The 25,611-nt window shown below is 55.3% G+C and carries 26 protein-coding genes and 1 tRNA gene; 9 read left to right on the top strand and 18 right to left on the bottom strand.

Features of this window, described 5'->3' with window-relative positions; all coding sequences use genetic code 11:
- Positions 1-14: 14 nt before the first annotated feature.
- Positions 15-1,238: a CaiB/BaiF CoA transferase family protein gene (locus CMO10_RS14795; RefSeq protein WP_297023699.1), complete on the bottom strand. Its 1,224-nt coding sequence runs from the start codon at positions 1,236-1,238 to the stop codon at positions 15-17.
- 90 nt (positions 1,239-1,328) lie between these two features.
- Entirely contained in the window at positions 1,329-2,519 is a 1,191-nt protein-coding gene (locus CMO10_RS14790; protein WP_297023697.1) for an acyl-CoA dehydrogenase, read from the bottom strand.
- A 200-nt stretch (positions 2,520-2,719) separates the two neighbouring features.
- Between CMO10_RS14790 and gcvA the strand changes: the two genes are divergently transcribed.
- A complete protein-coding gene (gene gcvA, locus CMO10_RS14785) occupies positions 2,720-3,652 on the top strand; it encodes a transcriptional regulator GcvA (protein ID WP_297023694.1) in 933 nt (310 codons plus the stop codon).
- On the opposite strand, the gene CMO10_RS14780 is transcribed toward gcvA, so the two are convergent.
- From CMO10_RS14780 to CMO10_RS14750, 7 genes are all read right to left on the bottom strand, one after another.
- The gene (locus tag CMO10_RS14780; RefSeq protein ID WP_297023691.1) at positions 3,653-5,104 is read right to left on the bottom strand and encodes a hypothetical protein; all 1,452 of its coding nucleotides are present in this window, start codon (positions 5,102-5,104) and stop codon (positions 3,653-3,655) included.
- On the bottom strand, positions 5,101-6,267 hold the full coding sequence (locus CMO10_RS14775; protein WP_297023687.1) for a hypothetical protein: 1,167 nt from the start codon (positions 6,265-6,267) through the stop codon (positions 5,101-5,103). Before CMO10_RS14775 ends, CMO10_RS14780 begins: the two co-directional genes overlap by 4 nt.
- Before the next feature lie 243 nt (positions 6,268-6,510).
- A complete protein-coding gene (locus CMO10_RS14770) occupies positions 6,511-7,647 on the bottom strand; it encodes a homogentisate 1,2-dioxygenase (RefSeq protein WP_297023685.1) in 1,137 nt (378 codons plus the stop codon).
- A gap of 171 nt (positions 7,648-7,818) precedes the next feature.
- Positions 7,819-7,895 (bottom strand) — tRNA-Arg (locus CMO10_RS14765).
- A 159-nt stretch (positions 7,896-8,054) separates the two neighbouring features.
- Positions 8,055-8,579 (bottom strand): acyloxyacyl hydrolase, encoded by a 525-nt coding sequence (locus CMO10_RS14760; RefSeq protein WP_044827724.1) that lies wholly within the window; start codon positions 8,577-8,579, stop codon positions 8,055-8,057.
- An 88-nt stretch (positions 8,580-8,667) separates the two neighbouring features.
- Positions 8,668-9,624 (bottom strand): prolyl aminopeptidase, encoded by a 957-nt coding sequence (pip, locus tag CMO10_RS14755; protein WP_297023681.1) that lies wholly within the window; start codon positions 9,622-9,624, stop codon positions 8,668-8,670.
- Positions 9,625-9,717: 93 nt separating this feature from the next.
- Entirely contained in the window at positions 9,718-10,422 is a 705-nt protein-coding gene (locus CMO10_RS14750; RefSeq protein WP_297023679.1) for a hypothetical protein, read from the bottom strand.
- A 316-nt stretch (positions 10,423-10,738) separates the two neighbouring features.
- On the opposite strand from CMO10_RS14750, the gene CMO10_RS14745 reads away from it, so the two are divergent.
- The gene (locus CMO10_RS14745) at positions 10,739-12,217 is read left to right on the top strand and encodes a M48 family metalloprotease (protein ID WP_297023676.1); all 1,479 of its coding nucleotides are present in this window, start codon (positions 10,739-10,741) and stop codon (positions 12,215-12,217) included.
- 104 nt (positions 12,218-12,321) lie between these two features.
- Here CMO10_RS14745 and CMO10_RS14740 read toward each other — a convergent pair whose 3' ends face one another.
- From CMO10_RS14740 to fdxA, 3 genes are all read right to left on the bottom strand, one after another.
- Positions 12,322-13,125 (bottom strand): hypothetical protein, encoded by an 804-nt coding sequence (locus CMO10_RS14740; RefSeq protein WP_297023674.1) that lies wholly within the window; start codon positions 13,123-13,125, stop codon positions 12,322-12,324.
- Between the two features lie 93 nt (positions 13,126-13,218).
- Positions 13,219-13,719 carry a CarD family transcriptional regulator gene (locus CMO10_RS14735; RefSeq protein ID WP_044827719.1) on the bottom strand — a complete coding sequence of 167 codons (501 nt, stop codon included), beginning with the start codon at positions 13,717-13,719 and terminating at the stop codon, positions 13,219-13,221.
- Between the two features lie 312 nt (positions 13,720-14,031).
- Positions 14,032-14,367, bottom strand: a complete 336-nt coding sequence (gene fdxA, locus CMO10_RS14730) for a ferredoxin FdxA (protein ID WP_044827718.1) — start codon at positions 14,365-14,367, stop codon at positions 14,032-14,034.
- A 373-nt stretch (positions 14,368-14,740) separates the two neighbouring features.
- Here fdxA and CMO10_RS14725 point away from each other — a divergent pair, with 373 nt between their 5' ends.
- From CMO10_RS14725 to CMO10_RS14705, 5 genes are all read left to right on the top strand, one after another.
- Positions 14,741-17,167, top strand: coding sequence for a putative bifunctional diguanylate cyclase/phosphodiesterase (locus tag CMO10_RS14725; RefSeq protein WP_297023661.1), 2,427 nt, complete (start codon positions 14,741-14,743; stop codon positions 17,165-17,167).
- Between the two features lie 61 nt (positions 17,168-17,228).
- Positions 17,229-17,603: a response regulator transcription factor gene (locus tag CMO10_RS14720; RefSeq protein WP_297023660.1), complete on the top strand. Its 375-nt coding sequence runs from the start codon at positions 17,229-17,231 to the stop codon at positions 17,601-17,603.
- A complete protein-coding gene (locus tag CMO10_RS14715) occupies positions 17,600-18,223 on the top strand; it encodes a chemotaxis protein CheC (protein WP_044827716.1) in 624 nt (207 codons plus the stop codon). The genes CMO10_RS14720 and CMO10_RS14715 overlap by 4 nt, the downstream gene beginning before the upstream one ends.
- Positions 18,224-18,235: 12 nt before the next feature.
- Positions 18,236-19,855, top strand: a complete 1,620-nt coding sequence (locus CMO10_RS14710; protein ID WP_297023656.1) for an ATP-binding protein — start codon at positions 18,236-18,238, stop codon at positions 19,853-19,855.
- 38 nt (positions 19,856-19,893) lie between these two features.
- Positions 19,894-20,277, top strand: a complete 384-nt coding sequence (locus CMO10_RS14705; protein ID WP_297023654.1) for a MerR family transcriptional regulator — start codon at positions 19,894-19,896, stop codon at positions 20,275-20,277.
- Here CMO10_RS14705 and CMO10_RS14700 read toward each other — a convergent pair.
- Positions 20,274-20,678: a YbaN family protein gene (locus CMO10_RS14700; protein ID WP_044827713.1), complete on the bottom strand. Its 405-nt coding sequence runs from the start codon at positions 20,676-20,678 to the stop codon at positions 20,274-20,276. The genes CMO10_RS14705 and CMO10_RS14700 overlap by 4 nt on opposite strands.
- A gap of 168 nt (positions 20,679-20,846) precedes the next feature.
- Here CMO10_RS14700 and arfB point away from each other — a divergent pair, with 168 nt between their 5' ends.
- Both arfB and CMO10_RS14690 read left to right on the top strand, forming a co-directional pair.
- Positions 20,847-21,263, top strand: coding sequence for an alternative ribosome rescue aminoacyl-tRNA hydrolase ArfB (gene arfB / locus CMO10_RS14695; protein ID WP_044827712.1), 417 nt, complete (start codon positions 20,847-20,849; stop codon positions 21,261-21,263).
- A gap of 46 nt (positions 21,264-21,309) precedes the next feature.
- On the top strand, positions 21,310-22,092 hold the full coding sequence (locus CMO10_RS14690; protein WP_297023649.1) for an acyl-[acyl-carrier-protein] thioesterase: 783 nt from the start codon (positions 21,310-21,312) through the stop codon (positions 22,090-22,092).
- A 2-nt stretch (positions 22,093-22,094) separates the two neighbouring features.
- Here the strand turns inward: CMO10_RS14690 and CMO10_RS14685 are convergent, their stop codons facing one another.
- From CMO10_RS14685 to CMO10_RS14665, 5 genes are all read right to left on the bottom strand, one after another.
- Positions 22,095-22,718, bottom strand: a complete 624-nt coding sequence (locus CMO10_RS14685) for a ribonuclease HII (protein WP_297023646.1) — start codon at positions 22,716-22,718, stop codon at positions 22,095-22,097.
- Positions 22,719-22,862: 144 nt separating this feature from the next.
- The gene (locus CMO10_RS14680) at positions 22,863-23,267 is read right to left on the bottom strand and encodes a Na+/H+ antiporter subunit G (protein WP_044827709.1); all 405 of its coding nucleotides are present in this window, start codon (positions 23,265-23,267) and stop codon (positions 22,863-22,865) included.
- Between the two features lie 12 nt (positions 23,268-23,279).
- Complete coding sequence (locus CMO10_RS14675) at positions 23,280-23,549, bottom strand: K+/H+ antiporter subunit F (protein WP_044827708.1); 270 nt, start codon at positions 23,547-23,549, stop codon at positions 23,280-23,282.
- Positions 23,546-24,037 (bottom strand): Na+/H+ antiporter subunit E, encoded by a 492-nt coding sequence (locus tag CMO10_RS14670; RefSeq protein ID WP_044827707.1) that lies wholly within the window; start codon positions 24,035-24,037, stop codon positions 23,546-23,548. The genes CMO10_RS14675 and CMO10_RS14670 overlap by 4 nt, the downstream gene beginning before the upstream one ends.
- 19 nt (positions 24,038-24,056) lie before the next feature.
- Entirely contained in the window at positions 24,057-25,589 is a 1,533-nt protein-coding gene (locus CMO10_RS14665; RefSeq protein ID WP_297023642.1) for a monovalent cation/H+ antiporter subunit D, read from the bottom strand.
- Between the last annotated feature and the right edge of the window lie 22 nt (positions 25,590-25,611).

Below are 25,611 nucleotides of genomic sequence, written 5' to 3'. Positions count from 1 at the left end.
ACTTCTCCCCCGGATCAGACGATTCCTGCTTCGCGCAGCTTTGCAATTTGATCGTCACTCAGATCGGCGACCTTGCGCAGGATTTCGTCGCTGTGCTGACCCAGCATCGGCGGGGCTTTTTCATCCGTGATCGGCGTTTTGGAAAACTTGATCGGGTTGGCAACCGTCGGAACGGTTCCGGCGGTCGGGTGATCAAGCTGCTTGACCATGCCGCGATGCTTGACCTGCGGGTTTTCAAAGACGCGATCAAGGGTGTTGATCGGTCCGCACGGCACATTGGCCTTTTCAAGGGCGTCGATCCATTCATCGGTGGTTTTGGCAACCATCGCCTGGCGGATCAGCGGCACCAACTCTACCCGGTTGGCTACACGTTTGCGGTTGGTGGCATAGCGTTCATCAAGCGGCAAGGCATCAAGCCCGGCGACCGCGCAGAAGCTTTTGAACTGGCTGTCATTGCCAACGGCCAGGATCAGATAACCATCCGCCGTCGGGAAAGCTTCGTAGGGTACGATATTGGGATGTGCGTTACCAAGACGGCCGGGCGCATTGCCGGTCGCAAGATAGTTCATCGCCTGATTGGCAAGAACAGCCGTCTGCACATCCAGAAGTGCCAAATCGATATACTGTCCCTCGCCCGTTGCGTCGCGATGACGCAGGGCGGCCAGTATGCCAATCGTTGCGTAAAGCCCGGTAAAGATGTCAGCAACCGCAACACCAACCTTCATCGGCTGGCCACCCGGCGCACTGTCCGGCGCACCGGTGATGCTCATCAACCCGCCCATGCCCTGGATCATGAAATCATAACCCGGGCGATCCTTATAGGGACCGTCCTGCCCAAAACCGGTGATCGAGCAATAGACAAGCTTCGGGTTCACTTTCGAGAGCGATGCGTAATCCAGCCCGTATTTCTTCAGGCCACCGACCTTGAAGTTTTCGAGCACCACATCACTTTCAGCCGCAAGATTACGCACAATCTCCTGACCTTCGGGCTTGGTGATATCGATGGTCAGTGACTTTTTGCCGCGGTTCGCCGTCAGGTAATACGCGGCCTCGCTCGTGTCTTCGCCATTAGCGTCCTTGGCAAAGGGCGGGCCCCAGCCACGGGTATCATCACCGGCACCGGGACGTTCGATCTTGATGACCTCTGCCCCCATATCGGCAAGGGTCTGGCTGGCCCAAGGCCCGGCCAGTACACGCGAAAGGTCAAGAACACGAAGCCCGGAAAGTGCGCCAGTCATCTGAATATCCCGAAATATCGACTTGGAAAAAGCAGGTAGAATCAAATCGGGCGACAACATTTCTGCCGCCGCCCGATCAGGATTTTTGGATCAACCTTCTGCGGAGAAGGCCTGAAGTCCGGTCTGTGCACGGCCCAGGATCAGGGCGTGAACATCATGCGTACCTTCATAGGTATTGACCGCTTCAAGGTTCATCGCGTGGCGAATGACATGGAATTCATCGGAAATGCCGTTACCGCCATGCATGTCACGGGCAACACGAGCAATATCAAGCGCCTTGCCACAGTTGTTGCGCTTCATCAGCGAAATGGCTTCCGGCGCGCCTTTGCCTTCGTCAAGCAGACGACCGACCTGAAGCGCGCCCTGCAGGCCAAGGGTGATTTCAGTCTGCATGTTGGCCAGTTTCAGCTGGATCAGCTGGTTGGCTGCAAGCGGACGACCGAACTGTTTGCGATCAAGCGTGTACTGACGTGCCGCATGCCAGCAGAATTCAGCAGCACCCATAGCACCCCATGCAATGCCGTAACGAGCCTTGTTCAGGCAACCGAACGGACCGCCAAGACCCTTGGCGTTCGGCAGCATGTTTTCGTCTGGCACGAAGACATTATCCATGACGATTTCGCCGGTGATCGACGCACGCAAGGAAAACTTGCCTTCGATCTTCGGTGCACTCAGCCCCTTCATGCCTTTTTCAAGGATGAAGCCGCGAATGACACCTTCGTCATCCTTGGCCCAGACGACAAAGACGTCTGCGATCGGGCTGTTGGTGATCCACATTTTGGCACCTGACAGGTTAAAGCCGCCATCGGCTTTACGGGCACGGGTTTTCATGCCACCCGGATCGGAACCGTGGTCAGGCTCGGTCAGGCCAAAGCAGCCAACCCATTCACCGGTTGCCAGTTTCGGCAGGTATTTTTTGCGCTGTTCTTCGCTGCCATAGGCATAGATCGGATGCATGACGAGCGAGCTCTGAACCGACATTGCCGAACGATAGCCGGAATCAACGCGTTCAACTTCGCGGGCCACCAGACCATAGGCAACGTGGTTAACGCCCGGTCCGCCGTATTCCTCGGGGATGGTCGGGCCAAGCAGACCAAGTTCACCCATCTCGCTCATGATTTCACGATGGAAAACTTCATGACGGTTGGCTTCAAGAACGCGGGTTTGCAGATTTTCCTGACAATATGCACGGGCCGCATCGCGGATCATGCGTTCGTCTTCGCTCAACTGTTCTTCAAGCAGGAGCGGATCTTCCCAATGAAACGGTGCGCGGCTTGCCATTCACCTGGTCCTTTTATGAATTTTTGTACAGAAAGCAGGGGCAGCGCCATAGAAGGGCGAGATGACGCTACCCCTGAAAAGCTTACTTGCTTATGGGATAAAGCTAGGAATTGGCAGACGAACTTGCAAATGATAAAAGTGATGCAGATTATGCAAAAAACTCATAATCTTTGCAGATACCCCTTTTTCAGGACACCCGATTGGCCCGCCGCATTCCCAGCCTGAAGGCGCTTAGTTGCTTCGAACAGACCGCCCGGTTTGGCAGCGCATCACGTGCGGCCGAGGAACTTTACCTCACGCAAAGTGCAGTAAGCCGGCAGATTCAGGGTCTTGAAACCTGGTTGGGGTGCAAGCTGTTTGCCCGAGAAAAGCAACGCCTCGTGCTGACCCCGGAAGGTGAAAGTTATCTGCAATCCATCCGTCCGGCCCTTGATCAGCTTGAAAGCGCGACGCTTACGCTTTTGTCTGGCGGATCGGAAAGCGGTGTCTTGACGGTGGCCGCCCCGCCGACATTTGGTTCACGCTGCCTTATTCCATTATTGCCTGAATTCAGAAGCAAACATCCCGAAATCGCCATCAACTTCATCTCGCGGATCGGCATGCCCGACTTTGACCGCGAACAGATCGATATTGCTGTTCTGTTTGGCGAAGGAAACTGGTCGGAACTTGATGCCCACATCCTGCATGGCGAGGAAATGGTACCGATCTGCAGCCCGCAACTGGTTGCCAATTTGGGACGCCCGCCACGGGCAGAGGACCTTCGGAACTTCCCGTTGCTGCACATCGCAACCGGCCCGCGCGGCTGGGCCGATTGGCTGTCGGCCAGTGGCCTCAGTGACATTGACGGGGAAAACGGCCCGAAGTTCGAACACTTCACCATGGCTATGCAGGCCGCCGCTGCAGGACTTGGCGTGGCACTACTGCCAACATTTGCGATTGAGGATGAATTGGCGACCGGACGGATCATTGCACCCTTCGGACAACCAAAAGCAAGCCCGTTTCACTATTACGCCTGCTGCCCGAAAAGCCGTGCACGACTTCCCAAGATCCGGGCCTTCATGAACTGGCTTGATCAGCTTGAGACAGTAACGACCTTGATCCGCGGACAAGGAAAGCAGGCGAAGCCGGCCTGATCAGCTCGCTTTCTGATCCGCTGTCAACGCGCGCAGTGCATTCATCCCGCGGCGACGCAGCACATCGGCATCATCCGGGCCATCGACGATTTCAAGCAAACGCACGGTTGCCATCAGGTTTCGCTGCGCATTGGGCACCTCTTCGGGTGTGAGACGGCGCATGCTGTCCACACCGGCACGGCCGATCTGATTGAGCTTCTTCTTAAGCTCCACCACTGCCTTGGCCGCCGAACTTTGCGCTGCCAACACATCGGAAATACGGGCGGTTTCGGCAATTGCCTCTGCTGATCGTTCTGCCGCAAGGACTTTGTCGTCATCGAATTCCTGCGAGAAGATCGGACGCGCCAATCCACTGCGGCCCGATCCCGGCCCCTGGGCAGCTTCAAGTTTTGGCAAGGCATCAATCACGCGTTCTGGCGTCGCGCCAAACATCGTGTCGGCCAGCGCGCGAGACACCCGACGACGGGTTTCAAGAAGCTTCTCGCCCCAACGGCCATCCTTGCGGATTTTGAATTCGCGGGTGATGCGGACAAATTCGGATGCATACCAACGGGCCAGCGACAGAATGTGCGCTTCGTCCTTGCCGGTAACGACACCCTGTTCGATCTCGGTCACGGTTTCGGCCAGCAGATCGATGATCAGATCACCGGTTTCGGCAAGATTGGTTTTCTCGATCGTGCGGTCGTCAGACTTGCTGGAAAGAACACGGATCAGCTTGAACAACTCGCTCGGCCGCAACAGGCGGGCAAGAACCGCAAGCAGGAACATCGGTTCCAGCCCGGGTTTTTCCTTGGAAATCGACACGAACAGGTCGCGCAGCCATTTCACATCGTTGGGATCAAGAACCCTGATCGGCGCAGACGGGAACCGTTCACGCAACTGGGCAATTTCATCACCAACACGCAGAATTCTACCAACCTCGGCAAAGGCCGGCATATGGACGCGTGATCCCAAACGGGTCGCAAGTGCGCGTTCCTGCTTCACCCCACCATGGGAATCTTCGATCTGATCTTCGATCGTGCGTGCGCCAATTTGCCAAAGCTGACGTTCGGCAATGGCAAGCTTGGCGGTGTCACGGGTGGCTGCGGCCTTGTCGATATCCTGCATGGCCTTTTGGAATTCAGGCCCGCCGGACTCCACCACAACATTCCAGATCGGCATCAACGAAGACCGGCTGATGCGGATGCTTTTTTCGTTGGGCTCAGCGGACGTCAGCAGATCCTCGAATGGATCGCAGAACTGACGCATCGGTGTCGGATAGCGTTCGGGCTTAAGCGACGCCAGACGCGGGCGCAGAATCTGCAGGATGGCTTCGTGCGGCAGCGGCAGTTTGGGATCGGCACGATCACTTTCGATCGCACGGGTAAAGCGCGCGATTTCGCTGCTGCTAAGGGATTCAAACAGCTGTCCAAGTTGGGAAACGCCAAGCTTTCCGGCGTCTTCAATCTTCATGCCGTCTGTCTCCTGAAGCGTTCGAGACGGTCCATCATGTCGGCGTCAATCTCACCACTGCCAAGTTTACGCAATTCACCGGCCCAAAGCATCTGGTTCACACGCACATCAGCCCAGAACTGCTGTTCCGAGATGGCAATTTCCGAAAGCGGCAGAACCGGTGCGAAACTTGCGATTTCCTCGACGACTTCGCGCTGCTTGGAGCGATCTGTCAGGGATCGTTTTTCCCAGACATCGATCAGTTCCTGCCAGCCATCCAGCAGCCACCAAAGATATTCGACTGTCTTGCCAATGTCCTGTTTGGCGCGCTCCCAATCGGTCAAAACCTTGCCAAGTTCGCTGTTCCAGCTATCAACTTCGGCAATGCGTTTCAAGGCATGCTCGCTGGTTGAACGGGTCGCACTTACGATACGCCCGGCCATGAAGCGGAAATCGGACTGCTCGGAGTTCGCCCATTCCTCGATATCCTGGGCAAATTTCTTAAGCCCGTTGGCCAAAACGCGCAGCTGGCCCTGACATCCTTCAAGATCAAGACCAACCGGGGCAATCATTTTGCTCCATTCGCCAAGACTATCGATGATGGTGTCATTGGCTACCTTGTGCTCGGACGCGAAGCGGTTCAGTGCTTTACGTGCGCGGATCTGGCCTTCGGTGGTCATCAGTTCTTCTTGCTTCATGTCCTTGACGGCTTCACCGCCAAGTTGACGCAGGGCCTGATGCAGAACGGCCATCTGACCAAGTTCACGCGATGCCTTTTCGTTCCAGTTCCGGCGGATGCAAACGCGCGCGAGTTCCACACCGCCAACACCGGTGCTGCCAACTTCGCGGCTATGTTCAAGAACTGTCTGCGGACGAACTTCTTCAAGCTCAAGCACGCGATCAAACAGCATGCGGTCATGCACCGACAGATCAAACACTTCGCGCAGGGTATCGAGCGGCATTTCGTAAGTACCAAGCCCACCGGACAGACCCGGCAACATGATCATTTTCCGTCCGCCCTTACCGATCGAGACGCGCGCATAGCGCAGGGTCTTGGTGGTAAACGGGGTCCTGACACCGCGGGATTCAAAGGTTTGCGGCAGGCATGCCAATGGGTCTTCCGGCACCTCATGCGGTTCGGGAGACTTGTGACTGACGGATTTTACGATCTTCTGTTTATTCATTCTTGGCTTTGGTTAACCGGTAACGGCGCTGATGTCTGGCGGTCATCCTGATGCCCCTTGTTATCAGGATTTCCGGCGTTGGAAAGCATTGTGTAATGAACAGTTTGTCATTTTAGCCAGAGTTCTTCGGGACGATTTAAACTATCCCGACAAGTTGACAATTACATTAACAACCTTCCCCGAAAATACCATCCTCAACTCGCGGCGCCAAAATGCCATTTTTCACCGAAAGACAGCAAGTGCTTATAGTGTTTCTTCGGCCTTTTCCCACGTTTTTACGTAGGCCTTCCATTCCGCACCATCAGGGATCGATTCATCAACATTCAAAAACGCCCGACTGTCGATCATGACCGCCACTTCATCGGTTTCCACCGGGGCCTTGACCATTTTGCTCTGATAGGCACTTGGATGCGGGCCATGCGGGAAACCGCTGGGGTGGAAAGTTGCCATTCCGGCCTTTATTTCCCCGCGGCTAAAGAATTCGCCACGATGGTAAAAGATGAACTCGTCGGCATCTTCGTTGGAATGATAAAACGGCACGCGCATGATGCCTGACGCGCCCTCGCCCACCTTGGGGATAAAGGTGCTGACGGAAAATGTTTCGGTGACAAAGGTGCAGGATGCCGCCGGCGGCGTTCTTTGCCCGCTTGATCGATGTTTGGCAAGGTCGCGCCAATTCACTTTCACCACACAAAGATCCCCTTCCCAGCCAATCGCATCAAGCGGATTGAACGGATAGGTCAGGGTGGATACCTGCCCGCGGCGTTTGATGTGAATTTCCCAGAATGCATCATCCTGCTGGGCAATGAAGGCATCATCAATTCGGGGCAAGGTAAACAGCATGGGATTAACCGCCGCTTCCCCACCAAGCGATACGTCGGGCAGCTTGAAGGCATCCGCCGTTGCCTCGATCATCATGAGTTCAGACATCTCTGATGGCTCAATCCGCCAGGACGTGCCGCGCGGCAGCAGGATATAATCCCCGTCACGATAGGATAAATGCCCGTAATCGCAAAACAGGGCACCGGCGCCGTTATGAACAAAGATCAGGGTATCGCCATCGGCATTGCGCGCAAGCGCGTGCATCTTGCTTTCGGTTTTCCAGAACCGCATTTCCATGCTGTCATTATGCAAAACCCGGCGCGCCTGAAGCGGACAGGCCGGCCCGGCGGAAAGCTTGGCCAGCGAAAAGGCGCGCGGCCGCAACGGACCTTCAAAAGTCGCCCAGCCTGCTGGCGGGTGGCGATGATAAATTTGTGCTGCTGGTCCCTGAAAACCGGCGCGTCCAACTTCGCGCTGATAGGTTTTCTGATCGCCCTGCGCATCCGGGCGCGACACACATTGGCCTTCGCTGTTCGGAAGTCTGATCCAGTTCGTCATTTTATCCTCCCAGACCGGTTTTATAGGGAGGCTGACAGACTGCATCGCGTGCAAGCCCCCTTTCTAGCGATATGAGAAAGAAGCACTTATTTTTCAAGCAAGACGGAACATCGGCACGATAGGCCAACAACCGTGACAATGAGCTGGAAAACCGCAAAGGAAGGGGAGATATGGTGCGCCCGACAGGATTCGAACCTGTGGCCCCCAGATTAGGAATCTGGTGCTCTATCCTGCTGAGCTACGGGCGCACTGCCAAAAGGCAGCATTCCATTAGCAGCAAAACCGACGGCGATCAATCCGCGAGGGCACGGATATTGCCGCCTTTCGAGGCCAAACCTGGCCCCAAACGCAAATCAGCCGAGGATGTGATCACCCTCGGCTGATGGAAATCTTTGATGTTGATCGCCTTAGTCGAACAGGCGCTCAATCGGGAAGGAATATGTCAAAGACAGAATTTCCGTACCCGGGTTCTCGTCGCCGATGCTGGCGTTCGAGATGTGCGAGATGCCAAGGCTCAGACGTTCGTGGCTGTCAAAGCGGAAGCCAAGCTCGAGACCGGAACGGAATTCAATCCAGTGACCAAGGTCTTCGCCGTTACCCTGATGGTATGCACCAACCGAGGTGTAGACGCTGGAAACGAAGTGATCGCCCCAAAGAACGTCAACTGCAAGACCGCCATAGCCGTGAACCGCACCTTCGGAGGTCACCATCACACCGCCGATCGGGCGGGTGACGTCAAACATCGCGTGCTGGGCACGGTAGTTCAGACGAAATTCAGCTGCTTCTTCATCCTGAGTGATGTCGACCATACCGGTCGAAAATTCAAGCAGTCCGGAATCGTTATCATTTCCAAGAATTTGCTGCGCATGCGCCGTGCTTCCAAAAGCGAACAGAACGCAAACTGCGAGCAGCTTCCCCAAAACCAACTTCATTAACCAAGTCCCCACTAGATCAATCGGTGCGCTATACTAGCCGATAGGTTTTCAAACTCAACAACACAATGCTGTTTGTCTGTTAATTTTACACGAACTTTTTGCCATCGAACCGGTTTGTTGCCCTAACCAGTTCGCGAATGATGCCCGGTTCGCTGGCTGCATGTCCGGCATCATCGACAATCATCAGCTCCGACCCTTCCCACGCGTTATGAAGCGCAAGGGCCGAAACCGGCGGACACACGACGTCATAGCGCCCCTGAACAATAACAACCGGCGCATGCGAAATGCGACTGACGTTTTTGATCAGCTGGTCTTCTTCAAAGAAGCAGCGATGCACAAAGTAATGATGCTCAAGCTTGGCCAGTGCCAGTGCGATCTGATCACCTTCGAAGTCCTCGACCAAACCATCATCAGGCAACAGCGTGCAGCATGTTGCTTCATAGGCTGACCAGACGCGCGCGGCGTCAATCGCAGCGTCCTCGCCGTGCTTGCCTGCGAAAATCTCGGCATAGCGATCGAGCAGTTTCTGATAGCCCGGATTGTCGGCAAAGCCTGCTGTATCAAGGAAGCGGCGCTCTGCCTCGGGGAAGAAACGCCCCATGCCTTCCATGAACCATTGGATTTCTGACGTCGTGCCAAGGAAAATACCGCGCAGGACAAAGCCGGCAACCCGTTCTGGGCACGCCTGCCCATAAGCCAGCGCAAGTGTCGATCCCCAGGACCCGCCAAACACCAGCCAGCGTTCAATGCCGCGCTCTTCGCGCAGGGCTTCGATATCGCCGATCAAATGATCGGTGGTGTTGTTTTCAAGACTGCCGAACGGGCGTGATTTCCCCGCCCCGCGCTGATCAAGCAGGATTACGCGATACTTTGCGGGATCAAAGAAACGACGGCTGTTGGGTGAAATACCCGCACCCGGGCCGCCATGCAGGAAGATCACCGGCAACCCGTCAGGACTACCAACTTCTTCCCAGTAAATCTCATGACCATCTTCACGAGATAGCCAACCCGACTGATGGGGCGAAATTTCGGGATAGAGCACGCGAAGGACCTCTTTGTTTGAATGCCAATATGTCTGTTTGGCCGGTGGTGGCGCGGACAAGAAGTCTCACGAACAATGGCCTCAGAACAAGTCCTATTGCGCCCCTTCATCTTGGAAAAGGCATAACCAGAACGGGTTATCGAGAGTGATGTATGGCCCACCGCGATTTTCAATCACGCCTCGCACCCGAACTTTTTGCCCGACCCAAGTATCGAGAACTCCCTGAAAATCACCGCCTTGCGCAAAGCCATCCCGCAGGGTCGCATCAAGTGCGATGGTGAAATCCTCACGCCAGTTCGCTCCGAAATTAAGGTAGCTGCGCCATTCCTGATGCTCGATGCTTCTGATCGAGCCATCAATCACGGCAAAGCGACCAATTGCATCGCTGGCCGTCGGCAAATCTCCAGCCGCCGTGTCATCAGCAACTACGTAATACGCAGTGTCCACCCCTTGATCGGACCACATGCCGGATTTGCTTTGGATTGCCGAGTCCTCAATCCCGATCAGGTGCGAGATGTCTTGCCCGGTTTCAGGAACAAGCATTGCCAGACCGGCAGTCAGAAGCTCTTCCCGCCAGTCGCCCACAACGGGATCGTCAATAAGAACCGGTGTGCGACCGAGGAAATCGGGTTGCTCGGCAAGTGACGTGATCGACACCTCGTTCTCACGCGCCTGCCCTAACCACGCCCTTGCCGCATCATCAACACCCGGGACAAACGCGATATCCGCAAGCCGAAATGATTTACCCGGAAGATCAGATACCGAAAACGCATCAACCGCATCAATGTTGAGTTGCACATCCCGCCAAACCGGTGCCGGGTGGTTTGCCAAGTCCGCTTGCACGTTATTTGCTGCGAAAATGTCTGTTCCACACTGCCATTCGGCGGCTGTTGCTGGCAAATTTGCGGCACAAAGGACGGCACCAAGCAGCATTGCCGCACCTTTCTGGCGCACTGATGACAATCCGGCCCAAAAATCTCCCCATTTTTGATGCTTTATCGGGGCTTGCGAAAAGATTGAATGATCCGAAAACACGCGCTACCAATTCCCGGTGGGCTTTGCTGGAACAATACCGGGCAGCTTACGCGGCCAAAGGACACGAGGAAAGATATCAATGGGCTGGCTGAATTTCCGATCACATAAACATCTTGCCGGCGTGCTTGCAGCGATTGCGCTCAGCACAGCAGTTGCCGGCTGTTCGACCAACCGGGCCACCGGTGAGGACAGCTTTACGGCCTTCATGTCGCCAGAGCAGGAAAAACAGATCGGCTCGCAAGAACATCCGAAAATGGTCAAGGAATTCGGTGGTCAATACACCGAAAAGGACCTACAGACCTATGTGACCGAAGTCGGCGAAAAGCTTGTTGCGGTTTCGGAAACCCCGAACGAGAAATTCACGTTTACAGTTCTTGATTCGCCGGTCGTCAACGCCTTTGCCTTGCCCGGCGGCTATGTCTATATCACCCGTGGTCTGGCCGCCCTTGCCACCAACGAGGCAGAGCTGGCTGGTGTTCTGGCGCATGAGATTGGCCACGTCGTTGCCCGCCACTCTGCCCAGCGCTATAGCCGTGGCGTCCTGACGCAAATTCTGGCGGGCGGCCTTGCTGTTGCCATCGGCAACGGTGCGGGCGATCTGATCGGGACCGGGGCGAACGCCTATCTCAAGTCCTTCTCGCGCGAGCATGAATTCGAAGCCGATATGCTTGGCATTCGCTATATCACGCGCGCCGGTTACGACCCGGATGCCATGGCGACGTTCCTCGAGAAGCTGCGCGCCCATTCGCGCCTCCAGGCCAAACTGGCCGGTCGATCCCCGGATGATGTCGACCAGTATGATTTCATGGCAACCCACCCGCGTACGCTCGATCGTATCGAACAGGCCCATCAAAGTGCGAATGTAACCGCGGCTGCCAATCCGGAACGCGGTGCTGTGCGCTACATGACGGCTATTGATGGCATTCTCTATGGTGATGGGCCAGATCAGGGCTATGTCCGCGGACAGGAATTTGTCCATGTGCCGCTCGATTTCCGCTTTGAAGTGCCTGATGGCTTTAACATGACCAATCAGCCAACCGCGGTGATCGCCCAGGACGGCAAAGGGGCGCAGATCATTTTTGAAGGCGCACCGGGCGCCAAGGACATTCGCCTTGATCATTATCTGCAGAACGGCTTTTCCAAACAGATCGCCATTCGCAATATCGAGATGCTCGATATCGAAGGCCAGGAAGCCGCGACCGGCAGTGCCGATATCTCGCTGCGGTCAGGCCCGGCGCGCCTGCGCGTGGTTGTGATCCGCCATGGCAGCTCGGCCTATCAGTTCCTGTTTGTCACCCCGCTGGATCAGGCCGACAGCTATAACCTGCCGCTGCGTCGCACGACCTATAGCTTCCGCCCCCTGACCGACCGTGAAAAGCAGATCTATACCCCGCTTCGCATCAAGGTGCGCGCGGTGAACCCGGAATATAGCCTGCAGACATTCATTGATGACATGGAAGTCGACAAGGCACCGGCAGACGTCTTTGCCACGATCAATGGTCTTGGCAGTGGTCAGTCGCCTGCCGTCGGATCGCTGGTCAAGGTGGTGCGTCATTAGACCCATCACCTGACGATCTCCGGATACAACAAAAGGCAGCATGTTTCATGCTGCCTTTTGTTTTGGGACTTCACCGGGCCAGATCAAAGCTGGCCAACACCAGGTCAGTCGCTGGTAATCTGCTCGACGATGGTTCCCTGACCATCAAGGGCCACCGCAATCAACTGGCCGCCACGGCCAGCCCCGCCATCAAGCGACAGGGTAAATTCGCGTTCCTGCAGACCGACCTGCCCCTGTGACGCACCGCGGACAATGCGCGCGCAATCATAATAGCGTTCGGTGATGGCCTCAAACATCGACCCGCCCCACCAGAATGTATCGGTCTGGCCGGTTAGCGGCCGCGAGCCATCCAGTCCCGTGTGGACAAAGATCAAGCGCCCGTCTGTGGAATAGGCCGCGTGTTTCAGGTCAGACAGCAATGCGTTATGGCCGCTATGGCGTCGCACAGCATCGCCAAATGTCGATGTCCATTGTGAAATCGCATGCGCGCCCTGATGCATGGTTCTTTGTACATTGGCCGGATCAAAACCATAGGCACGCACTGTTCCGGCAATGCCGCGTGTCAGCATCCAGTCAAAGACTTCACCGGGGTTCGGGGCAAACTGGATCTGCTGCAACTTCGACAGCATTTCTTCAGCCGCCCCACGCAGGAAGGCAATATCGGTGATATCAACACCGTCCATGGCAATGAAGAAACGACGGAACAGCAGCAACTCGTTGATGGCCGCAACCACGTTTTCAGCGGTGCCTTCACCCCAATAGTTGCCAAGATAGACAAGCCTGTCGCCCGGTTTGATGCGCTGCGCAAGTTTCTGATGAACAGAACGCAGTGCGTCGCGGTCGCCATTGATTGCGCCGACGACCCAGATTCGCTCAGCCGGCTTGATTGGCGCCAGAACTGTACTCATCGCTGTAACCTGCCAAAAAACAAAAATAAAACCGGCCCAAGAGTACCTTGCGGGCCGGTTTTTATAAATAGGTGTCTAAAGGCGCCTTCGCAATCAGGCGGCCTTATGCAAAAGCTTTTCAAGCTTGCCAGACGCCTTGTCCTTGTCGATTTTTTCAATCGCGGCAAGCTCGTCTACAAGACGCTCAAACGCAGCTTCGTAAATCTGGCGTTCAGAGAACGACTGTTCCGGCTGGGTCGCACTACGGTGAAGGTCGCGAACGACTTCCGCAATCGATACCGGATCACCGGAATTGATCTTTGCTTCGTATTCCTGTGCGCGGCGCGACCACATGGTGCGCTTGACGCGCGCACGGCCCTTGAGGGTTACGAGCGCAGAATCCATCTGCTTTTTCGAGGACAGCTTGCGCAGACCGGAGTTGCCCACCTTGTTCACCGGCACGCGCAAGGTCATGCGGCTGGAGTCAAAGGTAATTACATAAAGGCGCAATTCCTGCCCCGCGATTTCCTGGGTTTCCAGGCCATCGACACAGCCAACGCCATGCGCGGGGTAAACAACGTAATCGCCAACAGCAAACGGCAACTTATCCGACATCAAGCATCCTTCCGGCCCAATCAGGCCTGGTCATTCAACTGCAACACTACAGAACCAGCGACGCAAAGAGCTGCACGCGACCAAGCTTTTTTGGCAAAGTCGCGGTTCAGACAGGAATTTCAAATACGGAAATCCGACATTTCGGAATGAGCCTGTCGAGCCCTTAGCGCGAATTGTGAACAATAACACAACACGTCATCAGTTTACAGGGATTTTCCCTACAAGCTGTTCAAGGCAGCCATGCGCAAAACCCACTGGCAAAGGCCAGTGGGTTGAAAATCGCATGAAATATCCGGGGGTTAGTCCGAAAAATCAGTCGCCCGCACCAGGGGCTTCGGACAGCATTTCGGTCTTACCCGATTTGCCGTTCCATTCGTCCGCATCGGCAGGCGCATCGCCCTTGCGGGTAATATTTGGCCAGACTTCTGCAAATTTCCGGTTGATTTCCAACCAGTTGTCCAGATTCGGCTCGGTATCGGGAATAATTGCTTCGGCGGGGCATTCCGGTTCGCAAACACCGCAATCAATGCATTCGTCAGGGTGAATCACCAGGAAGTTTTCACCTTCATAGAAGCAATCGACGGGGCAAACCTCGACGCAGTCCTGATACTTACACTTGATGCAGTTTTCCGTCACCACATAGGTCATGGTGTAACTCCGTACAGGTTGCGGGCCAGATTGCGGCTGCACCCGCTTTCGGCCATTCTCTCTCGGGAATTGGGTTATCACGCACAGCAGTTGTGTGCAACTCCAATAAAACCCTAATTTTTTGCGTAGTATTCTATCTGCATGACACGGCTGCGATACGCGAAGCCAAAAACGGATCGGCCCGATCCCGCTGCAATGCAGCGCAGACCATACAGATTTCTTGCCGCTTTTCCAGTTCCTAAATCCCGCTGAGAATTGCTTTTGAACCCACAAACCCATAATCTGCTGCGCAAGGGATAGAACACAAGAATCTGTGGGGATCGGATTGCCAGAAAAAGGCCTTGATCAACAACGGCTTAGATGGCGGGATCGCTTGTCTGTCAAACAGGCAAGGATTGCGGTCGGGCTTACTTTGCTGATTGGCCTGATGTTTAGCGGCATTCAGATTGTCTGGGATCTGCGCGAAGAACAGAACCTGATAGACCGCACCGTGAACCAGGTTCTGGCGACTTTGCGCGAATCTGCCACCCAGGCAGCATACGGTCTTGATGAAACCTTGGCCGCCCGCGTTGTATCGGGATTGTTTGAATATGAGCCGGTCTACGAGGCCGAGCTTCGCGACAATTTCAACAATGTTCTGGCAAGCAAGGCCGAACAACCCATTAGTTCGAACCGCACATTCCTGACCCAGATCATGTTTGGGGAGAACCAGGAATATGAAATCGCCCTCACCACAGACGGACCAAACGGATTAGTCGGTCATCTGAGTGTGAAGATCGATACCGACCTGATTGCGGATGGCTTTCTGAACCGCGCATCACGCATTTTATTGTCCGGCATCCTGCGCAACCTTTTGCTGGGGCTGGTTCTGGTGGCGTTTTTCTACACCACACTGACCAAGCCGCTTCTGGGCATTGCCAGCCAATTGCGCAAGATCGATCCGGAAAAACCCGACTCTACGGCGATTGATATCCCGCCCCATCATGCGCGCAACGAACTGGGCCTGATCCTGCACACCACGCGCGGTTTGATGGAACGGGTGACATCGACACTCGACCGCTTGCTTGAAAGCCAGCAGAAAGTTCGCGAACGCGAAAGCCGTCTGAGCGCGATCATGGAAAATGCGGCTGACGGCATCCTGACCATCACGCCGATCGGCCGGATTGTTGAATGCAACGCGGCGACCAAGGAAATCCTCGGCCTGATGCGCGATGAAACGCCCAAAGGCCGGACATTGCATGAATTCCTGCTGCCGCGTGCCGTACCACTTCTTGAGCACAGCCTTGAAGAACTCGCGAACCAGCCCGCCGGCACGCAGACTGTCGAGAAGCGCTTTACCCTGCCCATCGTGCGCGCCGATCAGAGGGAAATCGATGTGTCGATTGCCCTGCGCCTGATCCCCGACAGCGCAACTCCGCTGATGACGGCTGTGCTTAACGACATCACGGTCCGCAAACGTTATGAAGAACAACTGGTCTATATGGCCAACCATGACACGCTGACCAACCTGCCCAACCGCAGCATGTTGGAGCGCAGCCTGTCGGATGCCTTGCTGGCCCATAAAGACGAGACAAAGGGACGCAGTGGCGCCACCGCGATCCTGTTTATCGACCTTGACCGGTTCAAGGTGATCAATGACAGCCTTGGCCACGATGTCGGTGACCTTTTGCTCAAGGCCGTTGCACTCCGTCTGCAACGCGTGATCGGGCGACAGGAAATTGTCGGGCGACTGGGCGGTGACGAATTCCTGATCATTATCCCCGATCTAAAAGAAACGCAGGAAGCCGTCATCCTGTCGCAAGCAGTCCTTGAAGCCCTGTCACCAGCCTTTGACATCAAGGGGCGCGTTCTGTTTGTCACACCATCCATCGGCATCGCGCTTTACCCATCCGATGGTGAAGATTTCCCGGCTCTGATGCGCAATGCCGACACAGCGATGTATAGTGCGAAATCAAGTGGTGGCGGCACCTATCACTTCTTCACCAAGACCATGAATGAAAGTGCGATGGCGCGCCTCGTCATCGAAAACGACCTGCGCGAGGCACTGGCAAAGGATCAGTTCGAACTGCATTACCAGCCCAAGGTCGATCTTCGCACCAATCAGGTCTGTGGTCTTGAAGCCCTGATCCGCTGGAAGCAGCCCGGTCGGGGCTATATTTCCCCCATGCAATTCATCCCGGTGGCTGAGGAAACCGGTCTGATCGGCAGGATAGGTGAATGGGTACTCCGCGAAGTCTGCCGGCAGATTTCCGACTGGGAAGCGCAATCACTTCCCGCCATGCCAATTGCGATCAATCTGTCGCCCAGACAGTTGATCGAAGGCCACATAACCGAGACCGTTTCACGCATCCTGACCGAAACCGGCACTCCGGCTGCCCGCATTGTCCTTGAAGTCACCGAAACGGCGATGATGCAAGACATCAAGAAGTCCGCCACCATTCTTGATGAGCTCCGCCATCTGGGCCTTAAGATCGCGGTTGATGATTTTGGCACCGGCTATTCGTCGCTGGCCTATCTCAAACGCCTGCCGATCAACAGCATCAAGATTGATCGATCCTTCGTACGCGATGTCACGATTGATACTGACGACGCGGCCATCACACGCACTATCATCGCCATGGGCCATAACCTTGGCCTCAAGGTCGTTGCCGAAGGGGTCGAAACCAATGAACAGATGCAGTTCCTGCGTGAATGTCACTGTGACGAGGTTCAGGGCTTCCTGTTTGCAACACCGCTGCCGCCCGAAGAAATTGTCGCCTTCATTCAACGACCAACTGTCGAGATTGAAAATGAACTCTAGCCCCGCCACGCCCGTTGCCCTGACAACGGGTTTGGCATAGCCCCGCACAATCGAGAAGAAGATGCCAAACAACAAATCCGTTTTGCTCGTTGATGACAGCAAGTTTGCCCGTCTGCTGGTGAAGACTTTCATTTCCAGCAATTTCACTGATTGGGAAATCGCTGAGGCCGAAGACGCCGCCAAGGCGCTTGAGATGGTCGATACCAAGACCTATGACTACATGCTGGTTGATTTCAATATGCCCGGCATGGATGGCCTAGAACTGGGTGGGAAATTACGCGAACGCTTCCCCGGGGCTGTAATCGCGCTGCTAACTGCCAATATTCAACAGGAAATCCAGAACAAGGCCGAAAGCCTTGGACTTGATTTCATTCCGAAACCCCCGACCGAAGAGAAAATTCGCGACTACATCATGTCGCGGGAAGCTGCCCAATGATCGAACTCACCGAACTCGAACATGATACAATCAGTGAACTGATCAATATTGGTGTCGGACGTGCGGCGTCATCGCTTTCGGAAATGGTTGAACAGCCGGTCGAACTTACGGTGCCGGCCATCTCGTTTGTTGAACGTTTTGCCGACAGCGAACTGGCCAACGCCCCGACCGAGGTTGTTTCTGCTGTCAGCCAAAGCTTTCACGGTCCGTTCACAGGCGAAGCCATGCTGGTCTTCCCCGAAGTACGCAGTCTGGAACTTGTCCGAAGCCTGCTTAAGGTCGATGTACCACTTGATTCGCTGACCGACCTTGAACAGGAAGCATTGATGGAGGTCGGCAACATCATCCTCAATGCCTGCCTTGGCAGTATTTCAAATGTGCTGGGCGAGCCAATCAATTGCTCCATGCCGACGTTTCGCAAACGTGAAACCCGTGCCCTGCTTGATGAAGACGCCACACAAGGCAACGCAGGCGCCCATCCCGTTCTGATGATCTTGCATGTACAATTCATGCTGCGACAGAACGATATCGATGGCTATGTCCTGTTTGTCATGGATCTTGAATCCATTCAGATGTTGCGGGAACTGGTTCGCCGTTTTCTGGCCAACTCCCTTGGATAACCGGTGAGGTGAATGACAAAGTCGCAACCCGATAGCGCGAAACAACCGCAATCCTTTGATCTGAACCGTGACAGCGATGCTGCCGATCTTTTCGCAGCCCTGCTTGATACGGCAGACACGGGATTGATTGCGCTTGCCCCGGACGGCACGATTTGTCACTGGAACCAGTGGATGCAAAGCCGGTCTGGCAAGGATCCCGAACAGGTTCTGGGCAAATCACTGCATGATGTATTTCCCGACACAAAGCTTGGCCGTGTCAGCTTGGCGATTGAAGATTGCCTGAAATTCGGGATGCCTGCGGTTATTTCGCCCTCCCTTAATCAGGGTGCCCTGCCGTTGCGTCCCCTGCCTCAATTTGCCGCAAGCTTTGACCGCATGGAACAATCGATCCGCGTCCACCCGATCAAGACCAAACGCAATGGCACGCTCTGCTCGCTGATCATTCGCGATGTGACCCTTGCCGTGCAGCGCGACCGATTACTGCGCCAACAGGCGGCCGAACTGGCCGATCTTGTCACCCAATCTAAACGCAGCGAAGGGCGCACCCGCGCCATCCTGCAAAACACCATTGATGCCATTCTTGTCGCATCCGATGATGGCAGCATCGAACCACTGAATGCGCGCGCGCAGGAACTCTGTGGTCCTACCGGCGATCCGGAATTGCGCAATATCATTCGTTTCCTGCTGCCCGATAGCGAACATACGCCGCTGACCCCGCCACCACCCAACCGGCTTCTGACCGATCTTGGCACCGGCGTGATCGAGGTGCTGGCATCAACCCTTAGCGGCCGCAACGTACCGCTTGAAGTCGCGATCAGCCATTTTTCCGCGGATCAGCGATATCACTACATCATTACGCTGCGCGATATTTCCCAACGCAAACGCCACGAACGCGAAATCCAGCGCACGATGCAGGAACTGGAACGCTCTAACGCGGAGCTTGAACAGTTCGCTTATGCTGCCTCGCATGACTTGCAGGAACCGCTGCGCATGGTTTCAAGCTATACACAGTTGCTTGCACGGCGCTATCAGGGGCAGTTGGACGAAACTGCTGACGAGTTCATCCATTACGCAGTTGATGGCACCCAGCGCATGCAGCGCATGATTGATGACCTGCTGACCCTGTCGCGCGTTGGCCGCCACGGCAAACCGTTCAATCCGGTACCACTTGATAGCCTGTTTGATGCCATCGTCACCAACTTCCGCCGTGCCGGATCGGCCCCGGAAGGCAACATCATCCGCGATGGCGTCTTCCCAACCGTGATGGGCGATGCCAGCCAGTTACTGCTGCTGTTCCAGAATCTTGTATCCAACGGACTTAAATACAGCGACCCCAAGAATGGGCAGGTGCGTATCTTTGCCTCGGAAACACCGGACAGTTACCGGATTTTCGTTGCCGATAACGGGATTGGCATCGACCCGCAATATCACGAAACGATCTTTGAGATTTTCAAACGTCTGCATGGATATGGCGATTATGCCGGGACTGGCATCGGCCTTGCGATCTGTAAAAAGATCGTCGATCGCCATGGCGGAAGCATTGATGTGACCAGCAAACCCGGTGAAGGCAGCACCTTCTGTGTTGAGCTGCCAAAAGAATTGTCGATTGTCGCGACTGGCGAAAGCATGTAGCCTGCAGTTTACGTAAGCGTAAAGATGATCGAGCCACCATGAACGACAGCTACACCATCACCGACCTTGCCCGCGAATTTGAAGTCACCACCCGAACCATCCGGTTTTACGAGGATCAGGAACTGATTTCGCCCGAGCGGCAAGGTCAGACCCGCATCTATAGCCAACGTGACCGTGTGCGCCTGCGACTGATCATGCGTGGCAAGCGGCTTGGATTTTCACTCAAGGAAATTCGCGATCTTCTCGATCTTTATGACGGGGACCGCAGCGAGATCACCCAGCTGACCACACTGGTCGACAAGGTCAATGAACGACGTGACACCCTGCGCAAGCAGCGCGAAGACATTGATGCGACGCTTGATGAACTCGATAAGCTCGAAGAGACCTGCCAGGAAGAACTGTCCCGCAAGAAGGCGGGCTAAGCCCCCGGATTGGTGGGATTTTGCACCTTCGCCAACCGGGCTTCTGATGGCCGCGACAGAATAAAGCAGCTGACCGGGATCGCGACCAGAAGCTGGATCATCACGACCCAACGGTTCTCGATTAGCACCAGCGATGCTGTAATCACTACCAGAAAAGCCACCATCGCAAGCGCCTTGGCACGGCGATTGATCACGCCATATTCATTCCACTGACGGATTGATGTTCCGAAACGCGGATGATTGCATATCCAGTCATGCAGGCGCGGCGATCCCTTGGCAAACAGCCAGGCTGCCAACAGCATGAACGGCGTCGTTGGCAGAAGCGGCAGGAAAATGCCAATCACACCAAGACCAACAGAAAGCCACCCAAGGGCCAGATAGATATGCGAGACGCGCAGCATTGATTTCCTGTTTACAGTCAGTCTCAGCCCTGACAGGTTAGATGAGAGCCTATTGCAATAGGCTCTGCGTAATGTAGGCATAGAAATACGTAAATTCAATCAATAGCCGACCATCGCACTCAGTTAATTTATCACCTTGAAACGCATCAAAAATCCGTTCGGTTTGCCATGCTTGAAATTGAAAATGGCCTCTATCTCGATGAACGCCATCTGACCTTTCAGTTTGTCCGTGCCTCTGGCCCGGGCGGGCAGAACGTGAACAAGGTTTCCAGTGCCGTTCAGATGCGTGTGCGCATTGATGATCTGACCGAATTGCCGCTCCGCGTACGTAATCGTCTGCGCGAACTTGCCGGTAGCAAACTGACCAATGACGGTGAAATCATCTTTGATGCCCAGCGCCACCGCACCCAGGAACGCAACAAGCAGGATGCTATTGAGCGGTTTCTGGCCCTTCTGCGCAAGGCCGCCGAGCGCAAGAAATACCGTGTAAAAACCCGGCCCAGCCTGTCAGCCAAACGCAAACGCGTTGATTCCAAAAAGAAGCGTGGCGACACCAAAAAGATGCGCCAGAAACCGTCATACTGATCTCACCAACCACCACTGCCGGTCTTCCCCACATATAGGCCCCACCATGACCATCGACTGGAACCACATTTCAGAAGCCGAACTTCCCGCCAATTGCGGATGGAAAGGAACCTATCGCGTTCGCTATTCCGAGATCGGTGACAATGGCAGGGTCATGATGTCGGCACTCGCAGATTACATGCAGGATGCCGCCGGCTGGGGCGCACGCATACTGAAACTGGCCTATGACGACACGGTTGATCAGGGGATTGCATGGGTTCTGGCGCGCATGGTCATTCACATGCGCGACTATCCCGGTAATGGCGAGGATATTCTGGTTGAAACCTGGCCGTCGGGTGTTTCGCGCCGGGTCGCAACCCGTGACTTTCGCCTGACCAACAGCAAAGGCGAGGTAATTGGTGTCGCACAAAGTTTTTGGGTGATGTTTGACCTGACCACCCGTCGTGCGGCCCAATGGCCCGAATGGATCGAGGAACGTCTGCCCGATCCCCCCGGCCCCAAACTGATCGAACCGGCTTTACGCCCGGCCTTTACCAAGGATCCTTTGCCAACGGTTGATAACATCAAGGCGCGTCCGTCTGATCTGGACCTCTATGGGCATGTCAATAATGTGCGCTTGATGCAGTGGGTCATGGGGGTTGCCGGTCCGGATGGTCGTCCGGACTTTCATCCCGAAAACCTTGATATTCAGTTCCGCACCGAATGCCGTGTCCATGAACGGGTCGCCATTCGCCATAAGGATGGCTTTGCCGCCATCACCCGCGAGGAAGACGGCACCGATCTGGTACGGGCCCATATCGTGCCGGTTAACCAGATGGCCGTGGCTTAGGCTCAGCGAGCCGCCATCATCGCTTCAAACAAATCAGCAATCGGCTTGAAGCTTTTGCGATGATGGGCCGTGGGGCCAACCTCTCCCAATCCGGCCATGTGTTTTTTAACGCCATAACCTGCATTGCCTTCCCAGCCAAAGAATGGATAGCGCACCGCAAGGCGCGCCATAGCGCGGTCACGCACCACCTTGGCAACGATGGAGGCCGCGGCAATCGATAGCGATTTGCTATCGCCCTTCACCACCGTTTCGACCGCACAGGGTAAACCGGGATCACGGTTGCCATCGACCAGTGCCTGATCCGGCACATTATCAAGACGATCCACCGCACGGCGCATGGCGACATAGGTCGCCTGCAGGATATTGATCCGGTCAATCTCGCGCACGGATGCGGCACCAATGCCGACCTCGGCACAGCTCATGATGATTTCATAGAGCCGGTCGCGTTTCTTTGCCGACAGCTTTTTGGAATCATTGAGCTCTGCCAACAGGTCCACGGGCAAACGTTCGTCACGCGGCAGGATAACTGCGGCGGCGACCACTGGGCCTGCCAGCGGACCGCGACCGACCTCGTCGATCCCGGCAATCCGGCCGCGATACTGATCTTCGATGGCAAAATCCGGCATGGTGGTCTCTGTCCCGTCTCTCTGCCTTTCGTCATAGCAAGCGCTTCTGTCGCAGGCAACACGCCACCATCAAACAAAAAACGGCACCGGTTTCCCGGTGCCGTTTGAAACTTCAAAGGTGAGACCTCAAAGGTCGTTCCCCTTTCAGGTTTCCTTTTCCTGATATTCCTCGCTGGGATCATATCCTTCGGCCCCGATCGGATCGAAAGTCGACCAGCCTTCGTCCTGGTTGCTCGGCGGCAGTTCCGTATTCGGATCCACATTCAGCAGCATATAGGCCTTGGCTATCAGGTTGGCTGTGATCGGCGCAGTCAGGAAAATGAACAGCGTGATCAGCAATTCATGGATGGTGAAGCTTCCGCGTTCCACCCAGAAAAACAGCATCGAGGCAATCAGCGCCCCGCCAAGCCCGACGGTACTTGCCTTGGTCGGCGCATGCAAACGCGTCAGAAGATCACGCAGCTTGAGCATCCCGAACGATCCAACCAACAGGAATATCCCGCTGATCACGATCAGAAGCGAGATGATGAGTTCAACAACAAACGGCATCTTATCGCTCCCTTATTCGATGATGTCGCCACGCAAGACGAACTTGCAATAGGCAACAGTTGAGACAAAGCCGAACATGGCAAACAAGAGCGCACCTTCAAAATACATCGCTGTTCCCTGCCCGATTCCGAAAAGCACCAGAAGGGCAATGGCATTGATCGCCATCGTGTCGACAGCCAGAACCCGGTCAGCCGTAGTCGGCCCCGCCGTCAGGCGATACAGGTTCATCAACAGCGCAAGTCCGACGCAAATGAAGCCGAAATTCAGTGCATATTCGATCATTCGAAGATCTCCTTCAGACGGCGTTCGTAACGGTCCTTGATGTCATCGACCACGCCCTGAGCATCGGGCGCATGCAGGCAATGAACCAAAAGACTTTTGGCATCGGCACTCAGGTCAATCGTCACCGTACCGGGCGTCATGGTGATCGTGCCGGCAAGGGTCGTGATCGCCTCGGTCGAGGTCAGATCAAGCGGGACAACAACACACTTGGACTCAAGGCTTTCGGTTTTGCGGAACAGGATCAGGCCGGCAACGATAACGTTGGCAACCAGAATGTCCCACATCACGATCAGCACATACTCGCAAATCGCATAGACATTGCGAATGCGCGGACGACCCGGCCAGAAACTGGATGTGATCAACGGAATAACGATCGCAAGGATAAGGCCAAAGATCACGGCACCAGCCGAAATCTCGTTCACCAGAAAGACCCAGACGACCAGAAGCGAAAGTGTCAGAAGCGGATGAGGCAGATAACGTTTCATCATGATGATCCTGTCCTTCCCCTTACTGGCCAATCTGTGCAAAGGCATTTTCGCCCAGCACCGCTTCGATATATTGCGACGTATCAAACAGCTGTGCCGATACACCTTGCAGATAGTCGCTGATCGGCCCGGCAAAGATCGTAAGCGCGATCAAGGCCGCCAGCATGCTGCAAGCAGCCACGATCGGCAGAACCGGCCATTGCGCACCTTCGACCGTGATCTCGCCATCGACCGAGGCACTCTTCCAGAACAGAACACTGCCTGCCCGGCCAAAGCCGACGATACACATGAGCGACGTCACCAGAATGATCGACCAGATCCAGACCATGGCATCACTGTCGCGTGCCGCATCAAGGATCTGCAACTTACCGATAAAGCCACTAAGCGGCGGCATCCCGGCCATCCCGATGGCACCGACGAAGAACAGAACGGCAAGGAAGCCCAACTGATGGAACTTCGGCGCGGTATTCAGGCTGTCGCCATACTGACCGCGGCGTGACACCACAAGATCCGCAATCAGGAACAGGGCAGCGGCCGAGAAGGTCGAATGCAGCAAATAATAAAGACCCGCCGAAATGCTTTCCGGCGTGAACAGCCCAAAGGCAATCAACAAGGTCCCCATCGATCCGATCACGGAAAAGGCAATCAGGCTGTTAAGGCGTTTTGCCGCCAAAACCCCGGTCATGCCCAACACCAGCGTAATCAGGGCGGCGGGCAGGATATAGGGCTGAGCCAGCCACGCCATGTCACCGGCCGTATCACCAAAGGCCAGCGAGTAAACACGCAGAACCGAATAGGCCCCGACCTTGGTCATGATCGCAAACAATGCTGCCACCGGTGCCGGTGCATTGGCATACGTTCCCGGCAACCAGAAGTGAACCGGAACCAAAGCCGCCTTCACACAGAAGACCAGAAGCAGGATCAGCGCACCTGCACGCAGCAGGGCCGCATCACCGGACGCCACCTTGGTCACCTGAATGGCAAGATCGGCCATGTTCAGCGTTCCGGTGACGGAATAGATTATGCCGACACCAATCAGGAACAGGGACGAACCCGTCAGGTTGATGACGACATATTGCATGCCCGCCTTCAGTCGATCCGCACCCGCGCCATGCAGCATCAAGCCATAGGACGCGATCAGCAGAACTTCGAAGAAGACAAACAGGTTGAAGACGTCACCGGTCAGGAACGCACCATTAACCCCCATAAGCTGGAACTGGAACAGGGCATGGAAATGCTTGCCGCGCTGATCCCATTCGCTTGACGCGAACAGGACAACACCAAGACCCAGGAGCGATGTCAGGAACACCATCATCGCTGACAGTCGATCAAGCACCAGCACAATGCCAAACGGTGCCGGCCAGTCCGACAACGCATACATTTCCGGGCCATTGCCGCTGGCAAAGATCAGAAGCGAAAGCGTGACCGCCACAAGGGCAACCGTCGCTGTAATCGAAAATACGCGCTGCAGGATAATGTCGTGACGTACCGCCAGAACAATCAGGGCGGCCATCACGGCGGGCAGCACTATGGGAACAACAATCCAGTCACCCATCAGTTTTTATCTCCTGCTTCGG

The organism is Thalassospira sp. (genome assembly GCF_002709775.1).
Taxonomy (GTDB): Bacteria; Pseudomonadota; Alphaproteobacteria; order Rhodospirillales; family Thalassospiraceae; genus Thalassospira.
The sequence above is the reverse complement of the archived record's forward strand: the minus strand, read 5'-3'. Positions and strand labels throughout refer to the sequence as shown.

Bases quoted from the DNA above. Each gene is read 5' to 3' on its own strand.
- CMO10_RS14665 (WP_297023642.1), bottom strand. From the start codon at position 25,589: ATGGGTGACTGGATTGTTGTTCCCATAGTGCTGCCCGCCGTGATGGCC.
- CMO10_RS14780 (WP_297023691.1), bottom strand. From the start codon at position 5,104: ATGAAGATTGAAGACGCCGGAAAGCTTGGCGTTTCCCAACTTGGACAG.
- CMO10_RS14685 (WP_297023646.1), bottom strand. From the start codon at position 22,718: ATGCCGGATTTTGCCATCGAAGATCAGTATCGCGGCCGGATTGCCGGG.
- CMO10_RS14735 (WP_044827719.1), bottom strand. From the start codon at position 13,719: ATGTCGGATAAGTTGCCGTTTGCTGTTGGCGATTACGTTGTTTACCCC.
- CMO10_RS14720 (WP_297023660.1), top strand. From the start codon at position 17,229: ATGCCAAACAACAAATCCGTTTTGCTCGTTGATGACAGCAAGTTTGCC.
- CMO10_RS14675 (WP_044827708.1), bottom strand. From the start codon at position 23,549: ATGATCGAATATGCACTGAATTTCGGCTTCATTTGCGTCGGACTTGCG.
- CMO10_RS14680 (WP_044827709.1), bottom strand. From the start codon at position 23,267: ATGCCGTTTGTTGTTGAACTCATCATCTCGCTTCTGATCGTGATCAGC.
- CMO10_RS14745 (WP_297023676.1), top strand. From the start codon at position 10,739: ATGGGCTGGCTGAATTTCCGATCACATAAACATCTTGCCGGCGTGCTT.
- CMO10_RS14700 (WP_044827713.1), bottom strand. From the start codon at position 20,678: ATGCTGCGCGTCTCGCATATCTATCTGGCCCTTGGGTGGCTTTCTGTT.
- CMO10_RS14795 (WP_297023699.1), bottom strand. From the start codon at position 1,238: ATGACTGGCGCACTTTCCGGGCTTCGTGTTCTTGACCTTTCGCGTGTA.
- CMO10_RS14705 (WP_297023654.1), top strand. From the start codon at position 19,894: ATGAACGACAGCTACACCATCACCGACCTTGCCCGCGAATTTGAAGTC.
- fdxA (WP_044827718.1), bottom strand. From the start codon at position 14,367: ATGACCTATGTGGTGACGGAAAACTGCATCAAGTGTAAGTATCAGGAC.
- CMO10_RS14775 (WP_297023687.1), bottom strand. From the start codon at position 6,267: ATGAATAAACAGAAGATCGTAAAATCCGTCAGTCACAAGTCTCCCGAA.
- CMO10_RS14770 (WP_297023685.1), bottom strand. From the start codon at position 7,647: ATGACGAACTGGATCAGACTTCCGAACAGCGAAGGCCAATGTGTGTCG.
- CMO10_RS14690 (WP_297023649.1), top strand. From the start codon at position 21,310: ATGACCATCGACTGGAACCACATTTCAGAAGCCGAACTTCCCGCCAAT.
- CMO10_RS14670 (WP_044827707.1), bottom strand. From the start codon at position 24,037: ATGATGAAACGTTATCTGCCTCATCCGCTTCTGACACTTTCGCTTCTG.
- CMO10_RS14715 (WP_044827716.1), top strand. From the start codon at position 17,600: ATGATCGAACTCACCGAACTCGAACATGATACAATCAGTGAACTGATC.
- CMO10_RS14710 (WP_297023656.1), top strand. From the start codon at position 18,236: ATGACAAAGTCGCAACCCGATAGCGCGAAACAACCGCAATCCTTTGAT.
- CMO10_RS14790 (WP_297023697.1), bottom strand. From the start codon at position 2,519: ATGGCAAGCCGCGCACCGTTTCATTGGGAAGATCCGCTCCTGCTTGAA.
- arfB (WP_044827712.1), top strand. From the start codon at position 20,847: ATGCTTGAAATTGAAAATGGCCTCTATCTCGATGAACGCCATCTGACC.
- CMO10_RS14740 (WP_297023674.1), bottom strand. From the start codon at position 13,125: ATGAGTACAGTTCTGGCGCCAATCAAGCCGGCTGAGCGAATCTGGGTC.
- CMO10_RS14760 (WP_044827724.1), bottom strand. From the start codon at position 8,579: ATGAAGTTGGTTTTGGGGAAGCTGCTCGCAGTTTGCGTTCTGTTCGCT.